Genomic DNA, 15729 nt, shown 5'->3' with positions numbered 1-15729 from the left:
GTCGCGCACCGCATGCTGATTCCCCCGCGACTCTTGCCCACCTGGCAGCGCTGGATGGCGCGCCGTCATCCCAACGCCGGCACCGAATTTGTGCTGCGGCAAAACCGCATCTATGTATTGCCCAGCGGCTTTGGCTTTGCCTACGGCGCGACGGCGATTCTGGTGTTGGTGGGGGCGATCAACTATCAACTTAGCCTGGCGTATCTGTTTGCCTTTTTGATGCTGGGACTGGGACATTCCGGCCTGATCCAGGCGTTTCGTAATCTGCTGGGCCTTAAAATCCAGGTCGAAGCGCCGCGCGCGGTGTTTGTCGGGCAGACCGCGTGGTTTCCGCTGCGGCTAAGCGTCAGCAACAAGCTGGACCGGCATGCGCTGGTGCTGACCGCGCATCGCAGCCTGCCTGGCAATCCGGTTGGCGTGGCCGTGGGGGGCGAAGAAGTGATCGGCGTGGGCGTTCCGGCACAGCATCGCGGCTGGCTGAGCTTGCCGCGCGTGACGCTTGAAACGGCCTACCCCAGCGGATGGTGTCGCGCCTGGAGCTACGCCAGCCTGGAGGCCCGCTGCCTGGTGTATCCGCACCCGGAAACCGACCCGCCGCCGTGGACCGGCGCGCCCGATAACAACGAGCAAGGCCAGATCAACAGCAAGGGCGATGATGAATACGCCGGCTTGCGGCCGTATGTGGCGGGCGATACGCCGCGGCATATTGCGTGGAAACAATCGGCGCGCCAGGAAAACCTGGCCGTGCGCACCTTCGAAACCCCCTGGACCATTACGCGGCATTTTAAATGGGACCAGGTGGCGCTGAACAACGCCGAGGCGCGCTTGTCGCGGCTGGCTGCATGGATCTTGCAGGCCGAGGCCGCAGGCGAACGCTACGCCCTCACCCTGCCGGGCGCCGATATCGAAGCCGGGCATGGCCCCTTGCACGAAGCGCGCTGCCTGACCGCGCTGGCCTTGTTTGGCCACGACGATGCGGAGCCGGCGCGATGAAAAATCCACCGGTACTGCCGCGCGGTCCGTTGTATGGCTTGGTGGCGGCGGTGATTGCCTCGCTGCTGCCCGCGCTGATCCAGCTACCCGTCTGGCACGCCGCGCTGATTATCCTGCCGGTGTTCTGGCGTCTGCGCCTGGCGGCCCAACGCAAAGCGCTGCCGCACTGGTCGCTGCGCTTTGGCTACGCCTGCTTTCTGTTTGTGCTGGTGTTTGTGCAATACCACTCCTTGGTGGGGCGACAAGGCGGTGTGGCCGTGCTGACCAGCCTGATCGCGGTCAAGTTTTTAGAGACCGCCACCCGGCGCGATGCACGCGTACTCAGCCTGCTGGCCTGCTTTGCCTGCAGCACGGGTTTTCTGGTGTCGCAATCCGTGGCGATGCTGGTGTATTCGATTGCCGTGCTGGCGCTGATCATGACGCAGCTGACCGCATGGCATCGGGGCGACGGCAAGCTGCAGGCAGCCGATGCGCGCAAAACCGGACGCATGCTGCTGGAAGCGCTGCCGGTGGCGCTGATACTGTTTGTACTGTTTCCGCGGCTGAACGGTCCGCTGTGGCATATGCCCGACAGCGGCCCGAGCGCGCACACCGGGCTATCAGAAGACATGACGCCGGGCAGCATGAGCGACCTGACGCTGGATGACACGGTTGCGTTTCGCGTCGACTTTGAGGGCAAGCCACCGCCGCGCACCAGCATGTACTGGCGCGGACCGGTGCTCGAATATTTTGACGGGTTGACCTGGACGCAGCGGCCCGACCCGTCGCCACCGCCTGGCATCGTGCCCAGCGGTCCGCGCTGGCGCTATACGGTGACGCTGGAACCCAATCAGCACAACTGGTTGATGGCGCTGGACTTGCCGGTGGAATTGCCCGACGGCGCACACGTCAACAATGCAATGCAGGCATTTACGCGCGGCCCGATCACGCAACGTCAGCGTTTTAGCGTGACCAGCCAGAGCAGTTGGCGGGTGCTGGATGCCAATCCGCGCGAGCTGCAGGCCGACTTGCGTCTGCCCGCCGAGATCAACCCGCGTGCGCGCCAGTTGGCCGCCAGCTGGAGCAATCTGCCGCCTGCGCAACGCGTTGCCGCGGCGATGCAGTTTTTACGCACCGGTGGTTTCCAGTACACGCTGTCGCCGCCGTTGCTGGAATCGCGCGACAAGGTGGACGAGCTGCTGTTCAGCAGTCGCGCCGGCTTTTGCGAACACTATTCCGGGGCGTTTACTTTTCTGATGCGCGCGGCGGGCGTGCCGGCCCGCGTGGTCACCGGCTATCTGGGCGCGGAATACAACCGCAATGGCGATTATTACATCGTGCGCCAGGCGTTCGCGCATGCGTGGAGCGAGGTCTGGCTGCCGGGTCAGGGTTGGCAGCGGATCGACCCGACCTCGGCCATCGCACCAGATCGCATCAGCCGCGGCCTCGCGCAAAGCCTGCGTCAGACCGATCGCCTGCCCGCGCTGGTGCGGGACGACAATACGGCGATCAGCCAGCTGCGGCTGCGCTGGGACGCCGCCATGCACGGCTGGGATAAATGGGTGATCGGCTACGATGCGCGTCGGCAAATGCAGGTGCTTAACCAGCTCGGCATCGAGAGCCTGTTGTCACCGCAATTTGTGATCTGGCTGCTGGGCGCAGCGTTGGCGATGTTGTTGATTTATCTGCTGTCTCTCCGCGGCGCCACGCAACGGCGCGTGCTGGATGCGCAACAGAAAGCGTGGCGATTGTTTGTGCGGCGACTGGCGCGCGCCGGGGTGACGCCGCACGCGGGTGAACCGCCGCAGCGCTTTGCCCAACGCGCCGCCAACGCGCTGCCCCTGCATCGCGCCCATATCGACCGCATCGCCAACCTGTATCTGGCTGCGCACTATGGGCAGGATGCGGCGGCGGCGCAGCGGCTTTTGCAGTCCGTACGTGGCTTCCGTCCGTGATTGGCGCGTCGCTGCTATGATTGCCGCCTTTGCCTTGTGCCTGCGGGATGCGTTATGCCTCGTTACTTGAAAGAGCCAGAATTCAAACACGGCCAGGTGGCCCGCACTGGCGTGCTGCTGATCAACCTGGGCACGCCCGACGCGCCGACGGCACCGGCGGTGCGGCGCTATCTGCGCGAATTCCTGTCCGACCCGCGCGTGGTCGAAATCCCACGGCTGCTGTGGCTGATCATCCTCAACCTGTTTGTGCTGACCACGCGCCCCAAACAATCGGCCGCCAAATACCAGTTGATCTGGAAACGCGAGGGCTCGCCGCTGCTGACGTGGACGCGCAAACAAACGCTGTTGTTGAAGGGCTATCTGGGCGAACGCGGTGGCGAGCAACCGGTGATTACCTTCGGCATGCGCTATGGCAACCCGAGCATTGCCGCAGGTCTGGATGAGCTGAAAGCAGCCGGTTGCGACAAGATCCTGCTGCTGCCGCTGTACCCCCAATATGCCGCCAGCACCACCGCCACAGCGTGTGATGCAGCGTTCGCTCATCTGCTTGAATACAGAAATCAGCCCGCCGTACGTTCAATCCGTAGTTTTCACGATCATCCTGGCTATATTGCAGCCATGGCTCAACAAGTGCGTGACTACTGGATGAACAACGGCCGCCCCGAACACTTTGTAATGAGCTTTCACGGCTTGCCGCGCTACACGCTGGATCGCGGTGATCCGTACTTCTGTCATTGCCAGAAAACCGCGCGCTTGCTGGCCAGTGCGTTACAGCTGGAAGAATCGGAATACACGGTGTCGTTCCAGTCGCGCTTTGGCCGCGCCCGCTGGCTGGAACCGTACACGGCGTCAGTGCTGCAACAGCTGGGTAAGGCAGGTACGCAACGCGTGGATGTGTTCTGCCCCGGCTTTGTGGCGGACTGCCTTGAAACGCTGGAAGAAATTGCCATGGAAGGCAAGCAGACCTTCCTCGCGGCGGGGGGGCGGGAGTATCAGCATATCCCTTGTCTGAATGACTCGGCGTTGTGGATTCGCGCGTTAGCTGACTTGACCACCCAGCAACTTACAGGCTGGGAGCACCCCCTCGACACCCCCGAAAACAGGCTGGAAGCCGCTAGAATAGCCACATCACGATCTCGTAAGATGGGCGCGAAACAATAATGAAAAAAAATAACTTGGGCCTTTGTGAAATAGCAGTTAAACTCAGCGGTAAGCTTAATCTTACAACCGGAGGTTTCCAACCATGAGCACTCGGCTCTTTCTCGCCGAAGACGATCTCATTCTTGCGGATGCCCTCAAGACCAGTTTGTCGCAAGCCGATTTTCAGGTTGATTGCGTCAATGATGGTTCGCTGGCGCTGCAGATTCTTCTTCACAACGACTACGACGTCGTCGTCCTCGACATCGGCCTGCCCAATATGGACGGCCTGACCGTGCTCAAGAATATTCGCCAGCACAAACCGTCGCTGCCGATCCTGATTTTGACGGCGCTGGATGGTCTGGAAGACCGTGTTGCAGGTCTGGACGCCGGTGCCGATGATTACCTGGCCAAGCCGTTCGAATTTGCCGAACTCGAAGCCCGTCTGCGCGCCCTGTTGCGTCGCAGCCAGATTCTGCCGCAGTCGGTACAACAACTGGGTAACCTGCGCCTTGACCGCGCTGGCCAACGCGCCTGGTGTAACGACACACCGCTCGATCTGTCCGCCCGTGAACTGACGGTGCTCGAGATCCTGATGTCCAACATCGATCGCGTGGTGACCAAAGAACAAATCGTGTCCGAACTGGGTTCGGATAATGCCGAAGTCGGCCTGAATGCGATCGAAGTCTACGTTCACCGTCTGCGCAAGAAGCTCGAACCGTGCGGTGTGGTGATTCGTACTATCCGTGGTCTGGGCTATCTACTGGAAAAGCAGCAACCGCATTCGTTCGATGCAGGCTAAGTACTCGCTCAAACGCCAGCTGCTGTTATGGCTGCTGATCCCCCAGCTGGTTCTATGGCTAGCTGGGGCGCTATTGAGTTTTCAGGTGGCCAGCCACGTTGCCAACGTGATGACCGATACCTCGCTGCAACAAACCGCCAATGCGCTCGCGCGCCAGGTGCATGTGCGGCAGGACGGTCAGGTTGCCCTTGATTTTCCACCTGCAGCACGTGATCTGTTGCAAGGCTCGCTCGACGACGCCTTGATGTACCGCATCAGCACCCTGCCTGGTGGCGTACTGGCCAGCAACGGCCAGTTCGATGATGTGGCCCCGCCTATGCCGGCGGCCAGTCAACCGCAGTTCTATACCAGCAAAACTCCCGCCGGAACCAATCGCGCGCTGTCGGTGTTTTATCCGATCGATAAAACCGGCAATCACTGGCTGCGCGTTGAAGTCGCGCGCAATCAGCAAGGCCGCAAGCAGCTTTCCAACCAGATCATGCTTACCATTGGCCTGCCCCTGGGCGGACTGTTGATTGTGATGAGCGTGCTGGTGTGGGTGGGTATCAATCGCGGCCTCAAGCCCCTGCATGGATTGCAAAAGCTGCTGGAAACGCGCCGCGCGCAAAATCTGGCGCCGTTTGAACTCAGCGATGCGCCTGAAGAAGTACATGCGCTCACGCACGCGCTTAATCAGTTGCTCTCCACCACCAACGAGAGCGTGGCGCGCCAACGCCGTTTTATTGCCGATGCCGCCCACCAGCTGCGCACGCCGCTGGCAGGTCTTAAATCGCAAACCGAACTGGCCATGCGTGAGACCACCGTCAAAGGCCTGGGCGATCGTCTGAACATGGTGCACACCAGCGCCACCCGCAGCATTCATCTAGTCAATCAGCTATTGACGCTAGCGCGCTCCGAGCCCGGCACGCAAAGCGGCATGCCGCGCGTGAAGGTTGATCTGGCCAAACTGATCCGCGACTTGACCGCGGAATCGGTGCCGCGTGCGCTGGCAGCAGGCATGGATCTGGGCTGTGACACGTCGTTGAATGAAGCAGTCATCGAAGGCAACTCGGCGCTATTGCGCGAGCTGTTCGTCAACCTGGTGGAAAACGCCATCAAGTACATTCCGCGCGGCGGCAATGTCACGGTGCGGTTAACCCAGGAAGGCAGCAACTACGTGGTGGAAGTCGAAGACGACGGCCCTGGCATTCCCGACGAAGACAAACATCGCGTGTTTGAACGCTTCTATCGACGCGAGCAAACCGGCAGTGGCTGTGGTCTTGGCATGGCCATCGTCAAGGAAATTGCCGAACGCCATGGCGGTAGCGTGGATTTGCTGGACGCCCCGGTGCACGGCCTGATCGTGCGCGTTACCCTTCCGCTCAATCCGCAATAAACACCTCAGCCCGCAGCGCAAGCGCCAGTGGGCCATCACGCCATCACCCCATCAACAAGCTACTCGCGGCGCATCCACACAATGCGCGGCAGGTCAGTGCTGGTGCGTTCCAGCAACGCCTGATAACGCAGCGTAACCCGCCCGAACTGCGCCTCCACCTCATTGATAAAGTAGGTGGTCTGCACGGTAATCGACGTGATGGCCTGTGCTTTGAAGCTGTCCGGCAAGGTATCGCGAAACTCGCCGATGTCTTTGAAATAACGCCCGGCGCGCTTCGAAATCACGCTCTGCGCCACCGACAAAGACATATTCGGCACCACCGCTGTCAACACTTCCGCCGAAGCAAAGTTGACGTTGACCTTGGTTTGCAACGGCACCACCGTCACAAACGGCTGCAGCCGGGCGATGATGTCCGGGGTAAAGCCGCGCACACGCGTTAACGAGCCCAGGTCCGTCAGCCGCTGATTGGCAGCACGATACGGCGGCGACATGCCCAGATAGGCATTGTCTTCGGCGCTACTGGATGACGACAGATCGGAATCCGCATCCTCCCAGTCCGCCAGCACATCGGCCAGATCCGTCGACAACTGCAGCGTGGTCAGCAGGCGCTTGAAGCACTGCACCTGGTCGTCGACGATGGCACCTTTGTCATCGACCAGATTGTTCAGATTAAACAGTCCGCCCTGCTCGATAATGCGCCCGCCTGCGCGACCGTTTTCCACCGGAATCGCCGGGATTGGAATATTCCACGGTTCCAGCATATGGTCGATCTGGTTATTGCGCGCATCGTCACGCAGCGTCAGCCGCACCAGGTTGATGGAGGCGCGGATGACGCCGATGGCTTCGGCCTGATCAAACTGGTTTTCCAGCTGGCGATACCACAAGGCCTGCCGCCAGGCGATCCACGCGGCCAGCGCGGCCACTAGCGCAGCGATGCCGACGGCGGTGAGAATGGCGATCCCTTGCTGCCGACGCGAACGGGACGAAGCAGAGCGACGGTTAGGCATCATGGCAGCGCGTAAATCCGTTCAATTGCGCCTTGGCCCGCTTGCTGCAAGGTAATGCGCACGGCGCGCGGCAATACATCAGTGCTGCCAGTGACGGGCCACGCCGCTTGCCAGTTGAGCGAGCTATCCAGAAACGACACTTCAAAGCGCTCCACGTTTTGCAGCATCATGTGCACCACCGGTTGGGCGCGCGGCGGTTGGTCCAGCGCATCCCATAATTCCATTTCCAGTTGGCCTTCGCGCAGCCGATACGCCACATGAAACGGCCCGCCATCGCCGCCCGCGCGCACCAGATCCAGTTTGGGCCATTCGGGCGTATTGGGCTGCTGGTTGCCCGCCATCGGCGGTTGCACCGCACCGGCGCTATCGCGATAACTGCGGTTGACGGACTGCGTGAGATCATCGCCAAAACGGCTCATCACCAGACTCATTTCGCGCCAGCGCGTGGTTTCCGCGTCCAGCCGCAATTTGGCGTCGATCATGGTCGACAGCCCGCGATAGGCGATCAGGATCACCACCGCAAAAATGCTCAGTGCGATCAGGATTTCGAGCAGCGTAAAGCCGCGATGGCGATCAGGTGCCGACGCGCGCGACATAAGTCACCAGGGTAGCGGCGGCATGGTCGGTGGCGTCACCTTCATACACGCGGATTTCAACACGGCGAAACGAGCGGTTGGGCGAGCCGCCGATCGTCATATGCCAATGAAAGTTGTAACCGGCCTCGTCTTCGTGGCCGTCCTGTTCACCCATCTCGGGAAAGTCGCGGCGCGCGGTCAGCGTATCGATCTGGTTTTGCGCCACCCAGCCCGCCAGCATGCGCGTGCGAAAATCGATGGCGGAATCGGTACTGAAACTGGTGGCCTTCAGCGCCGCCATCAGCGCGATGGCGACCACGGCCAGCGCCACCATCACTTCAATCAGCGTAAAGCCGCGCCCAGGGCGCGCGCCGTGCGGCAGGCAAAAAGCGCGCTCAGCCATGCGAATCAGTCGCCTGTTGCTCGGTGACGCGGCCCATCACGTCGCCTTCCAGATGCCAGCGCCCTTCTTGCGTGACCAGGTCAATGGTAAAGGGCTGATTAACGCCGGAAGAATCAAACACGATGCGCTCGCCTAAACGGCGATCACGCAGGTTAACGGTTTGCGCGCTGACTTTAAGGATGTCAGGCAACTGGTAGGGTTTGAGCACTTCGTGATTGGGAATGGCCTGCCAATCGCCATTGCCATCCTGAATCCAGAATTGATAGCCATGACCATCACTGGACCAGCCCACGCTATGGCCACCGCTGATGGCTTCGTCGCGGGCGTCTTCCAGCACGGCGGCCAGGCGCTGTGCTTCGCGTTCGGCAATCTGGCCATCAGACTGGCCCAGCTTGACCGCCGCCAGACCAAGAATGATGCCGATCACCGCAATCGCCACCAATATCTCGATCAGCGTAAAGCCAGAGGCGCGCGCATGCGCCGGGCGCTGGGCCGTCATCAGACGATTACTGCTGCCAGGAGCCGATATCGGCGTCGTAGTTTTCGCCGCCGGACTGGCCATCCGCGCCGTAGCTCATCACGTCGATTTCGCCGTGCAGGCCCGGATTCAGATAAACATAATCATTGCCCCACGGATCCTTGGGCAGCTTTTCCAGATAGCCGCCGGTTTTCCAGTTGTTCGGCGTGGGCTGCGAAGTCGGCTTTTCCACCAGCGCCTTCAGGCCCTGTTCGGTGGTGGGATAACGGCCGTTATCCAGTTTGTACAGCTTGAGCGCCTGCACCGTGGAGCGGATGTCCTGCTTGGCCGCCACCACGCGCGCATCGTTGGGGCGGTCCATGATCTTGGGTACGATCAGCGCACCCAGAATGGCCAGAATGGTAATCACAACCAGAATTTCGATCAGCGTAAAACCACGCTGGGCCGCGCGTTGTGCACGGCCATACACTGCAGCAGACATCATTGACCTCATTTTACGAGTTGGTTCATTTCAAAGACCGGCAGCAGAATCGCCAACACGATCAATAACACCACAATCCCCATCAGCAACACCATGATCGGGCCCAGCAGACTGGTGAACGTGGCCACGCGGTTTTCCAGCTCCTGACTTTGCTGCGCGGCGGCTTTATCCAGCATATATTCCAGCCGCCCGGTGGCCTCGCCGCTGGCGATCAGATGGATCAGCACCGGCGGAAACAGCTTGCTTTCGTTAAGCGCACGCGACAGCGTCATGCCCTCGCGCACCTGGCGCGACGCCTCTTGCACCGCCTCGCGCAGCGGCATATTGCCGATGACGCCCACAGCCGCCTGCATGGCCTTCAGCAGCGGCACGCCGCTCCCCACCAGAATAGCCAGCGTCGACGCTAGCCGCGCGGTATTGCCAGCGCGCACAAAGCGGCCAAACAAGGGCAGGCGCAAGACCCAGGCATCAAACGTGCGCCGCACCGCTTCTTGCTTGAGCGCACGCCAGCCCAGAAAGCCCGCCGCCACCGCCACAATCAGCATCAGCCAGCCCCACGAGCGCACCGCCGCCGACAGCCACAGCATCGCCACCGTCAAAAACGGCAGTTGCTGTTTGGCGCTCTGGAACACCGTCACCATCTGCGGCACCACCCACGTCAGCAGGCCCACCACCACCAGGATCGATACCGACATCACCACCGCCGGGTACACAAACGCCAGCGCCACTTTGCTGCCCAATGCGGCACGGCTTTCCAGGTAATCGGCCAGCCGTTGCATAACGGTGCCGGCTTTGCCGGACTCTTCGCCAGCTGCCACGATGGTGCGATACAACTCGGGGAAAGCGCCGGTCTGGCGCGTCAAGGCTTGGGACAACGACGAACCGGACAAAATTTCGCTGCGCAGCGCAGCGGACAAACGCTTTTCCTTGTCGTCCTCGCTTTGCTCCAGCAACACCGCCAGCGCTTGTTCGATGGTCAGACCGGCATCCAGCAGCGTGGCAAACTGGCGTGTCCAGATCGCCAGCTTTTGCGTACCCAGGCTGCGCGACGCACCAAAGCGGCGTTTGGGTTGCGCGCTGATGGCATCCAGCTCGCTGACCCACATACCCTGGTCGCGCAACAACTGGCGCGCCTGGCGCGGCGTATCGGCCTCGATCAGGCCACGTTTGTTGCCGCCGTCCTGTTGCACGGCCACATATCGGAACGCGGTCACAGGTCAGTCTCCGGATTAGAAGTATCGGGGGCATCGGCCGTCAGCGGCGGCAGGTTAACCCAGCCCATGCTTTCCGCGATGGCGGTGGTGCCCCCCATCAATACAAACGCCACCGGGATAAACGCCAGCGCGGCAATGGCGGCCGAACCCACGCGCTTGCCCGTGCTGCGCGATATCGCATAAATCAAAACAAATAGACCATACAGCGCGAGGCTGGTGCGCACATAACTGCCCAGTGGTTCGCCGATGCCGTTGATCAAAGGCGCAATCATTTGCGGCGTGCCCGCCAGCACAACCAGCGGAAAGAAACTGAACTCCACCGGCTTGCGCTCGATCAGCTTGAACCACGCGCCCAGCCACAGCGCCGCGGCCACCGCCTGGGTCCAGTCCACCACCACAAAAAACAGCAATCGCAACGGCCACGCGCCCATGATGTCGTCGTTGGACATCGCGTCGGTGACGCCCGCCAGCGTCAGCCACAGCGCCGTAATCCACGGCGCATAGCTGTACTGCTCCAGCGACTTGAATCGCAGCAGGCACACATCGAGCACATCGCGCAGAAAGCCGTTCATGCGGGGATCAGGCAAAGATCACGGTTTTGTTGGCATACACCAGCACGCGGTTTTCCAGATGCCATTTCACCGCGCGCGACAACACCACTTTCTCCAGATCGCGGCCTTTCAGCACCAGGTCTTCCACGTCTTCACGATGCGAAATGCGTTGTACGTCCTGCTCAATGATCGGGCCGTCATCCAGGATTTCGGTGACGTAATGGCTGGTGGCGCCGATCAGCTTTACGCCGCGGGCAAATGCGCGGTGATACGGCTTGGCGCCATCAAATGCGGGCAGAAAACTGTGATGGATATTGATGACGCGCTGCGGCCATTGCGCGGTGAAATCATGCGACAACACTTGCATATAGCGCGCCAGCACGATCAGGTCGACGTGGTTGGCCTGCAGCAACGCATGTTGCGCGGCTTCGGCTTCGGCCTTGTTGTCTTTGCTGACCGGAATAACGTGAAACGGCACGCCATAGAATTCGGTAACGGCGCGGCAATCTTCATGATTGGAGATCACCAGCGGAATATCGCAAGCCAGTTCGCCGCTTTGATGGCGATGCAGCAAATCCACCAGACAATGGTCGTACTTGCTCACAAAAATGGCCACACGCGGACGCTCGGCCGACAAGGCCACCGTCCACTTCATGCTGAAACGATCGGCGATGGGCTGGAACGCCGGGGCAAAGCTGGCCATATCCAGCGTAAAGTCGGTCAGATCCCATTCCACGCGCATCAGGAACAAATCGTCCGTGCTGTCCTGGTGTTGATCGGAGTGAACGATATTGGCGTTATAGGTAAACAGAAAATTGGCAATGGCCGCCGACAGACCTTTCTGGTCTGGGCAGCTGATCAGCAGCGTTGCGGTGTTCATTACAGCAGTCCGGGTTTGTTCTATTCGCAGCGATTCTAGCAGCAACCTTGTCCGCTCGGGCGTTTACCCAGGCCTTAACCGTGCTGTCATGGCATTATGTCGGACCTTGTTTTTACTGTGTCGGCGTGACACTACGGCATCCATGTTTCATATCGTGTTGTTTCAACCAGAAATTCCGCCCAACACGGGCAACGTCATCCGTCTTGCGGCCAACACCGGCTGCACCTTGCACCTGGTGCGACCCTTGGGTTTTGAGCTGGACAACGCGCGCATGCGCCGCGCCGGGCTTGATTATCACGAGTTCGCCGAAATGCGCGTGCACGATGATTTTGAGGCGCTGCTGGCCAGCCTGCCACCCGAGACACGCTACTTTGCCATGACCACCAAAGGCAGCAGTCGTTTTGATAGCGTGGCCTATCAGGCGGGGGATGCGTTTGTGTTCGGTCCCGAAACCCGCGGTCTGCCCGATGACATGCTGGCGCGCTTTGAAGCCGCGCGCCGCATCCGCCTGCCGATGCTGCCGCAAGTGCGCAGCCTGAATCTGTCGAACGCCGTCGCCGTCACGGTGTATGAAGCCTGGCGGCAACTGGGCTACAGCGGCGGCGTTTAAGCGCAAATTGATTAATGACGACGTGCCCGACAGACGCCGGGCACGTCGCTGCGGTCAGCCTTCCAGCCAGGCCTTGCGCGCCTGAGCCACCTCGGCCTCGACCACCGCATTGATGCGCAAACCCCACGTATCCGCATTGGCCGCCTGGATAACCAGCTTGCGGCTGATCAGTTCGTCGCGGCGGAAGGCATGCACTTCGACTTCAGTGCCGGCGGGGCGATTGGCCAGGGCAGCTTCGAGATTGCCTGCGGTCAGTTTCAGCCCGGCCAGCGCGATCAGTACATCGCCCGCGCTAAAGCCCGCCTGTTGCGCCGCGCCGCCATCGAGCACGTGGGTCAGTTTGACGCCCGCCGCATCGTTCGCAACGCGTGCGCCCAAGCTGTTGCCCGGCGCAGCCACGTCTTTCCAGCCCCCCTTGTCCGCGCCACCGGCCGGTGCACGCAGTTGGCTTTCCACGCCAAAGCGCGCCAGCAATTCGGCCACGGGCAATGGTTGGGTGGAACGCAGCGCCATATCAAAGAAATCGCGCAAATCCACGCCAGTGACTTCAATCGCCACCCGCTCCCATTCATCTTCGCCCACACCGCGCCCGCCATTGGCGCCGTAGAAATCCTTGCCAAAACGCTGCCACAAGGCGCGCATCACGTCGTCCAGACTCCTGGCGCCGTGCGTGCGTTCGCGGATGGTCAGATCCAGGCACAGCGAGGCCAGCGCGCCTTTGGTGTAATAGCTGACGATGGCGTTGGGGCTGTTTTCATCCTGGCGATAATATTTGGCCCACGCGTCCAGGCTGGACTCGGACAATGTTTGCTTCAGCCGCCCCGCGCCACGTTCCACGCCGGTCAACGTGTTGGCGATCAGATCCAGATAATCCTGCTGACTGATCACGCCAGCGCGCACCAGCGTTAAATCGTCGTAGTACGAGGTGATGCCCTCAAACGCCCACAGCAAGCGCGTGTAGCCTTCGCGATGCAGATCGTACGGCGCAAAGTTGGCGGGCTTGATGCGTTTGACGTTCCAGCTGTGGAAATACTCGTGGCTGCACAAGCCCAGGAACTGGCGATAAGCCGGCTTCATCGTGGTTTCGTGCGGCAGCGGCAAGTCATCGCGGCCGGCCATCAGCGCGGTCGATGCGCGATGCTCCAGCCCGCCGTAGCCATCGCCGGTCACCATGGTCATAAAGGTGTATTCATCGAACGGCGCGGGTTCGCCGAACAGTTTGATCTGGTATTCGCAGATTTTTTTCAGGTCTTGCTTCAGCCGCTTCATATCGACGCTATGGCGCCCCGCAAACACCAGTTGGTGCGGCACGCCGCAGGCCTTGAAGCTGTCTTCGTTGAACTCACCCAGTTCCACCGGATGGTCGATCAGCTCGTCGTAATTGCTGGCCACATATTCGCCAAACTTGCCCGCCTTGGCCCCCGCACGCGGCAAGGTAGTCGCCACTTTCCATTTGCTGGCGATGGCGTCGGACGGCGGCAACAGCTCAACGCTGCAGGCTTCGCTTTCTTGCCCGGCGACCGCCAGAAATGTGCTGGTGCCATTAAAGAATCCACGCGTTTCATCCAGATACGCGCCACGCACCGACAAATCCCACGCGTAGACGCGATAAATCAGCTGCAACTTGCCCTTAACCGGCTCGGCTTGCCAGCGATGCTTGTCCAGTTTGGTGATCGCCACCGGCTTGCCCTTGCTCTGTGCTGCCATCGAGACGATGTTGCGGGCAAATTCGCGCACCAGATAACTGCCCGGTATCCACACCGGCAACCACACCACCTGCCCCTTGGGATCGGGATTATTGATGGTCAGGGTGACGTCAAAATAGTGGGCTTTAAGGTCGGCGGGCTGGATCTGATAGTGGGGCATGGCTTTCCTGAAACGGGGGCGGGCTGATCAACGAAGGCAGAACTATGCAACGCGTTTTGACGCGCCGCAATCGTTTGCATGGCCACTCGCAGCGGCGTCGATACTTGCCCGGGCAAGCGACCCTGCATTTCGCTGCGGCAAACAACATTGAAGGCAGGTCTGCACCCGCCTTCAATCCAGATTTTGCTTCAACGCCGCAGCGCTCAGTCAGGATGACTGCTTTTTATCAGTATCGGCCGCAGGCGGCGGATCCTGCACTTGGCCGTACTGTGGCTTTTCGCCATGCGAGGCACGACCTTTGTTAAGGATATCCTGATGCAGGTTGGCTTCTTTGCGTTCGGGATAATCGAGTTCTTCGGACTGGCGGTTTGGATCCTGGGCCATTTTGTTCTCCTGGTGATCAACGCAGTTAGGACCGGACGCGCCGGTCGGATGTTCCCAGCTTAGGCCGTGGCCCAGCGTTGCGGTAGCAGCTTCAGCTTACCCGTCGTCATCGCAATGCCGACAAGAATGACCGCGCCACCAATCACCAGCTCAAAACCCACTGGCTCAGCCAGAAACAGCGCACCCCAGGTCACGCCAAACAGCGGAATCAAGAACGTTACCGAAATCGCAAATGCCGCACCGCGGGCACGGATCAGCCGGAAGAAAATCACATAAGCCAGGCCGGTGCATAACAAGCCCAACGTCAGCACCGCCGCCCACGCATGAGTGTCCGGCGCGTGTTGCGGCCAGAGCCATAACGCAGGCAGCGCCAACAACAGCGTGGCAAAAAACTGGCTACCCCAGGCATTTACATAAGGCGAAACATCGCCCAGATGGCGGCGCGAATAATGTCCGGAGAAACCGTAAGAGGCGGTCGCCAGCAACACCGCCAGCATCGCGGGCAAGGTGGACGCCTGGCCGTGCTGCACGGTGGGCCACGCCAGAATGATGACGCCCGTCACGCCCAGCAACATGCCCAACGATTGATCGCGCGTCAGCGGCGTTTTTAGCCACACATAGGCGATCAGCGCACCCCACAGCGGCGTGGTGGCGTTCAGGATCGCGTCCATCCCGGCATTAAGGTACAGCGTGGACCAGGCAAACAGACAAAACGGCAGCGCCGAATTGGTTGCGCCCACCACCAGCAACGCCCACCAGTTTTTACGCACTTGCTGGCGCGCCGCAGCTTGCGCCATCACCGGCAGCAACACCAGGCAGGCCACACCCACGCGCACCAGGATCAGTGGCAGCGGCCCGAACTCGGGCGTGCCCACGCGCATGAATAAAAACGATGCGCCCCAGATGGCGCCCAACACAATCAGTTCCAATGCGGGCATGGCGATGGGTTCCGGTGATAATCAAGCGCGCAGGATAATCGATGCGCCGTCACGGTGCATTACCGTTTCGTCTCGGCAAACCCACGCCCGCCTGGCGGTGG

The 15729-nt window shown here is 60.8% G+C and carries 17 protein-coding genes; 6 read left to right on the top strand and 11 right to left on the bottom strand.

Annotation, left to right across the window (positions count from 1 at the left end):
• Nucleotides 1-12 precede the first annotated feature (12 nt).
• The 5 genes from WG78_RS00690 to WG78_RS00670 all read left to right on the top strand — a co-directional run bounded on the left by WG78_RS00690 (nucleotide 13) and on the right by WG78_RS00670 (nucleotide 6241).
• Nucleotides 13-993, top strand: coding sequence for a DUF58 domain-containing protein (locus tag WG78_RS00690; RefSeq protein ID WP_083458664.1), 981 nt, complete (start codon nucleotides 13-15; stop codon nucleotides 991-993).
• Nucleotides 990-2927: a transglutaminase TgpA family protein gene (locus WG78_RS00685; protein ID WP_053935863.1), complete on the top strand. Its 1938-nt coding sequence runs from the start codon at nucleotides 990-992 to the stop codon at nucleotides 2925-2927. Before WG78_RS00690 ends, WG78_RS00685 begins: the two co-directional genes overlap by 4 nt.
• A gap of 54 nt (nucleotides 2928-2981) precedes the next feature.
• Complete coding sequence (hemH, locus tag WG78_RS00680) at nucleotides 2982-4088, top strand: ferrochelatase (RefSeq protein ID WP_053935862.1); 1107 nt, start codon at nucleotides 2982-2984, stop codon at nucleotides 4086-4088.
• Between the two features lie 82 nt (nucleotides 4089-4170).
• Nucleotides 4171-4866, top strand: a complete 696-nt coding sequence (locus tag WG78_RS00675; protein ID WP_053935861.1) for a response regulator transcription factor — start codon at nucleotides 4171-4173, stop codon at nucleotides 4864-4866.
• The gene (locus WG78_RS00670; RefSeq protein ID WP_053935860.1) at nucleotides 4856-6241 is read left to right on the top strand and encodes a sensor histidine kinase; all 1386 of its coding nucleotides are present in this window, start codon (nucleotides 4856-4858) and stop codon (nucleotides 6239-6241) included. The genes WG78_RS00675 and WG78_RS00670 overlap by 11 nt, the downstream gene beginning before the upstream one ends.
• 59 nt (nucleotides 6242-6300) lie before the next feature.
• On the opposite strand, the gene gspK is transcribed toward WG78_RS00670, so the two are convergent.
• Genes gspK through purU form a run of 8 tightly spaced genes read right to left on the bottom strand, consistent with a single transcriptional unit; the run spans nucleotide 6301 to nucleotide 11830 of the window.
• Nucleotides 6301-7251: a type II secretion system minor pseudopilin GspK gene (gene gspK, locus WG78_RS00665; RefSeq protein WP_083458662.1), complete on the bottom strand. Its 951-nt coding sequence runs from the start codon at nucleotides 7249-7251 to the stop codon at nucleotides 6301-6303.
• Nucleotides 7248-7844 (bottom strand): type II secretion system minor pseudopilin GspJ, encoded by a 597-nt coding sequence (gspJ, locus tag WG78_RS00660; RefSeq protein ID WP_053935858.1) that lies wholly within the window; start codon nucleotides 7842-7844, stop codon nucleotides 7248-7250. Before gspJ ends, gspK begins: the two co-directional genes overlap by 4 nt.
• Nucleotides 7822-8226, bottom strand: coding sequence for a type II secretion system minor pseudopilin GspI (gene gspI, locus WG78_RS00655; protein ID WP_053935857.1), 405 nt, complete (start codon nucleotides 8224-8226; stop codon nucleotides 7822-7824). The genes gspJ and gspI overlap by 23 nt, the downstream gene beginning before the upstream one ends.
• The gene (gene gspH / locus WG78_RS00650; protein WP_053935856.1) at nucleotides 8219-8725 is read right to left on the bottom strand and encodes a type II secretion system minor pseudopilin GspH; all 507 of its coding nucleotides are present in this window, start codon (nucleotides 8723-8725) and stop codon (nucleotides 8219-8221) included. Before gspH ends, gspI begins: the two co-directional genes overlap by 8 nt.
• A 7-nt stretch (nucleotides 8726-8732) precedes the next feature.
• Nucleotides 8733-9188, bottom strand: a complete 456-nt coding sequence (gene gspG, locus WG78_RS00645; RefSeq protein ID WP_053935855.1) for a type II secretion system major pseudopilin GspG — start codon at nucleotides 9186-9188, stop codon at nucleotides 8733-8735.
• Between the two features lie 5 nt (nucleotides 9189-9193).
• Entirely contained in the window at nucleotides 9194-10399 is a 1206-nt protein-coding gene (gspF, locus tag WG78_RS00640; RefSeq protein WP_053935854.1) for a type II secretion system inner membrane protein GspF, read from the bottom strand.
• Nucleotides 10396-10971: a hypothetical protein gene (locus tag WG78_RS00635; protein WP_053935853.1), complete on the bottom strand. Its 576-nt coding sequence runs from the start codon at nucleotides 10969-10971 to the stop codon at nucleotides 10396-10398. Before WG78_RS00635 ends, gspF begins: the two co-directional genes overlap by 4 nt.
• Before the next feature lie 7 nt (nucleotides 10972-10978).
• On the bottom strand, nucleotides 10979-11830 hold the full coding sequence (gene purU, locus WG78_RS00630; RefSeq protein ID WP_053935852.1) for a formyltetrahydrofolate deformylase: 852 nt from the start codon (nucleotides 11828-11830) through the stop codon (nucleotides 10979-10981).
• A 142-nt stretch (nucleotides 11831-11972) separates the two neighbouring features.
• Between purU and trmL the strand changes: the two genes are divergently transcribed.
• Nucleotides 11973-12440, top strand: coding sequence for a tRNA (uridine(34)/cytosine(34)/5-carboxymethylaminomethyluridine(34)-2'-O)-methyltransferase TrmL (gene trmL, locus WG78_RS00625; protein WP_053935851.1), 468 nt, complete (start codon nucleotides 11973-11975; stop codon nucleotides 12438-12440).
• Between the two features lie 54 nt (nucleotides 12441-12494).
• Here trmL and WG78_RS00620 read toward each other — a convergent pair whose 3' ends face one another.
• The 3 genes from WG78_RS00620 to WG78_RS00615 form a co-directional block, all read right to left on the bottom strand.
• A complete protein-coding gene (locus WG78_RS00620; RefSeq protein WP_053935850.1) occupies nucleotides 12495-14306 on the bottom strand; it encodes a M61 family metallopeptidase in 1812 nt (603 codons plus the stop codon).
• A gap of 207 nt (nucleotides 14307-14513) precedes the next feature.
• Nucleotides 14514-14690, bottom strand: a complete 177-nt coding sequence (locus WG78_RS22605; RefSeq protein WP_161805041.1) for a hypothetical protein — start codon at nucleotides 14688-14690, stop codon at nucleotides 14514-14516.
• 59 nt (nucleotides 14691-14749) lie between these two features.
• The gene (locus WG78_RS00615) at nucleotides 14750-15628 is read right to left on the bottom strand and encodes a DMT family transporter (protein WP_053935849.1); all 879 of its coding nucleotides are present in this window, start codon (nucleotides 15626-15628) and stop codon (nucleotides 14750-14752) included.
• Between the last annotated feature and the right edge of the window lie 101 nt (nucleotides 15629-15729).

The organism is Amantichitinum ursilacus (assembly GCF_001294205.1).
Taxonomy (GTDB): domain Bacteria; phylum Pseudomonadota; class Gammaproteobacteria; order Burkholderiales; family Chitinibacteraceae; genus Amantichitinum; species Amantichitinum ursilacus.
This window is presented reverse-complemented; position numbering and strand designations above follow the sequence as displayed.

Coding starts and splice junctions, on each gene's coding strand:
- trmL (WP_053935851.1), top strand. CDS start 11,973: ATGTTTCATATCGTGTTGTTTCAACCAGAAATTCCGCCCAACACGGGC.
- gspK (WP_083458662.1), bottom strand. CDS start 7,251: ATGATGCCTAACCGTCGCTCTGCTTCGTCCCGTTCGCGTCGGCAGCAA.
- WG78_RS00635 (WP_053935853.1), bottom strand. CDS start 10,971: ATGAACGGCTTTCTGCGCGATGTGCTCGATGTGTGCCTGCTGCGATTC.
- WG78_RS00670 (WP_053935860.1), top strand. CDS start 4,856: ATGCAGGCTAAGTACTCGCTCAAACGCCAGCTGCTGTTATGGCTGCTG.
- WG78_RS00690 (WP_083458664.1), top strand. CDS start 13: ATGCTGATTCCCCCGCGACTCTTGCCCACCTGGCAGCGCTGGATGGCG.
- gspH (WP_053935856.1), bottom strand. CDS start 8,725: ATGACGGCCCAGCGCCCGGCGCATGCGCGCGCCTCTGGCTTTACGCTG.
- gspG (WP_053935855.1), bottom strand. CDS start 9,188: ATGATGTCTGCTGCAGTGTATGGCCGTGCACAACGCGCGGCCCAGCGT.
- WG78_RS00615 (WP_053935849.1), bottom strand. CDS start 15,628: ATGCCCGCATTGGAACTGATTGTGTTGGGCGCCATCTGGGGCGCATCG.
- WG78_RS00685 (WP_053935863.1), top strand. CDS start 990: ATGAAAAATCCACCGGTACTGCCGCGCGGTCCGTTGTATGGCTTGGTG.
- purU (WP_053935852.1), bottom strand. CDS start 11,830: ATGAACACCGCAACGCTGCTGATCAGCTGCCCAGACCAGAAAGGTCTG.
- WG78_RS00675 (WP_053935861.1), top strand. CDS start 4,171: ATGAGCACTCGGCTCTTTCTCGCCGAAGACGATCTCATTCTTGCGGAT.
- gspJ (WP_053935858.1), bottom strand. CDS start 7,844: ATGTCGCGCGCGTCGGCACCTGATCGCCATCGCGGCTTTACGCTGCTC.
- WG78_RS00620 (WP_053935850.1), bottom strand. CDS start 14,306: ATGCCCCACTATCAGATCCAGCCCGCCGACCTTAAAGCCCACTATTTT.
- WG78_RS22605 (WP_161805041.1), bottom strand. CDS start 14,690: ATGGCCCAGGATCCAAACCGCCAGTCCGAAGAACTCGATTATCCCGAA.
- gspI (WP_053935857.1), bottom strand. CDS start 8,226: ATGGCTGAGCGCGCTTTTTGCCTGCCGCACGGCGCGCGCCCTGGGCGC.
- hemH (WP_053935862.1), top strand. CDS start 2,982: ATGCCTCGTTACTTGAAAGAGCCAGAATTCAAACACGGCCAGGTGGCC.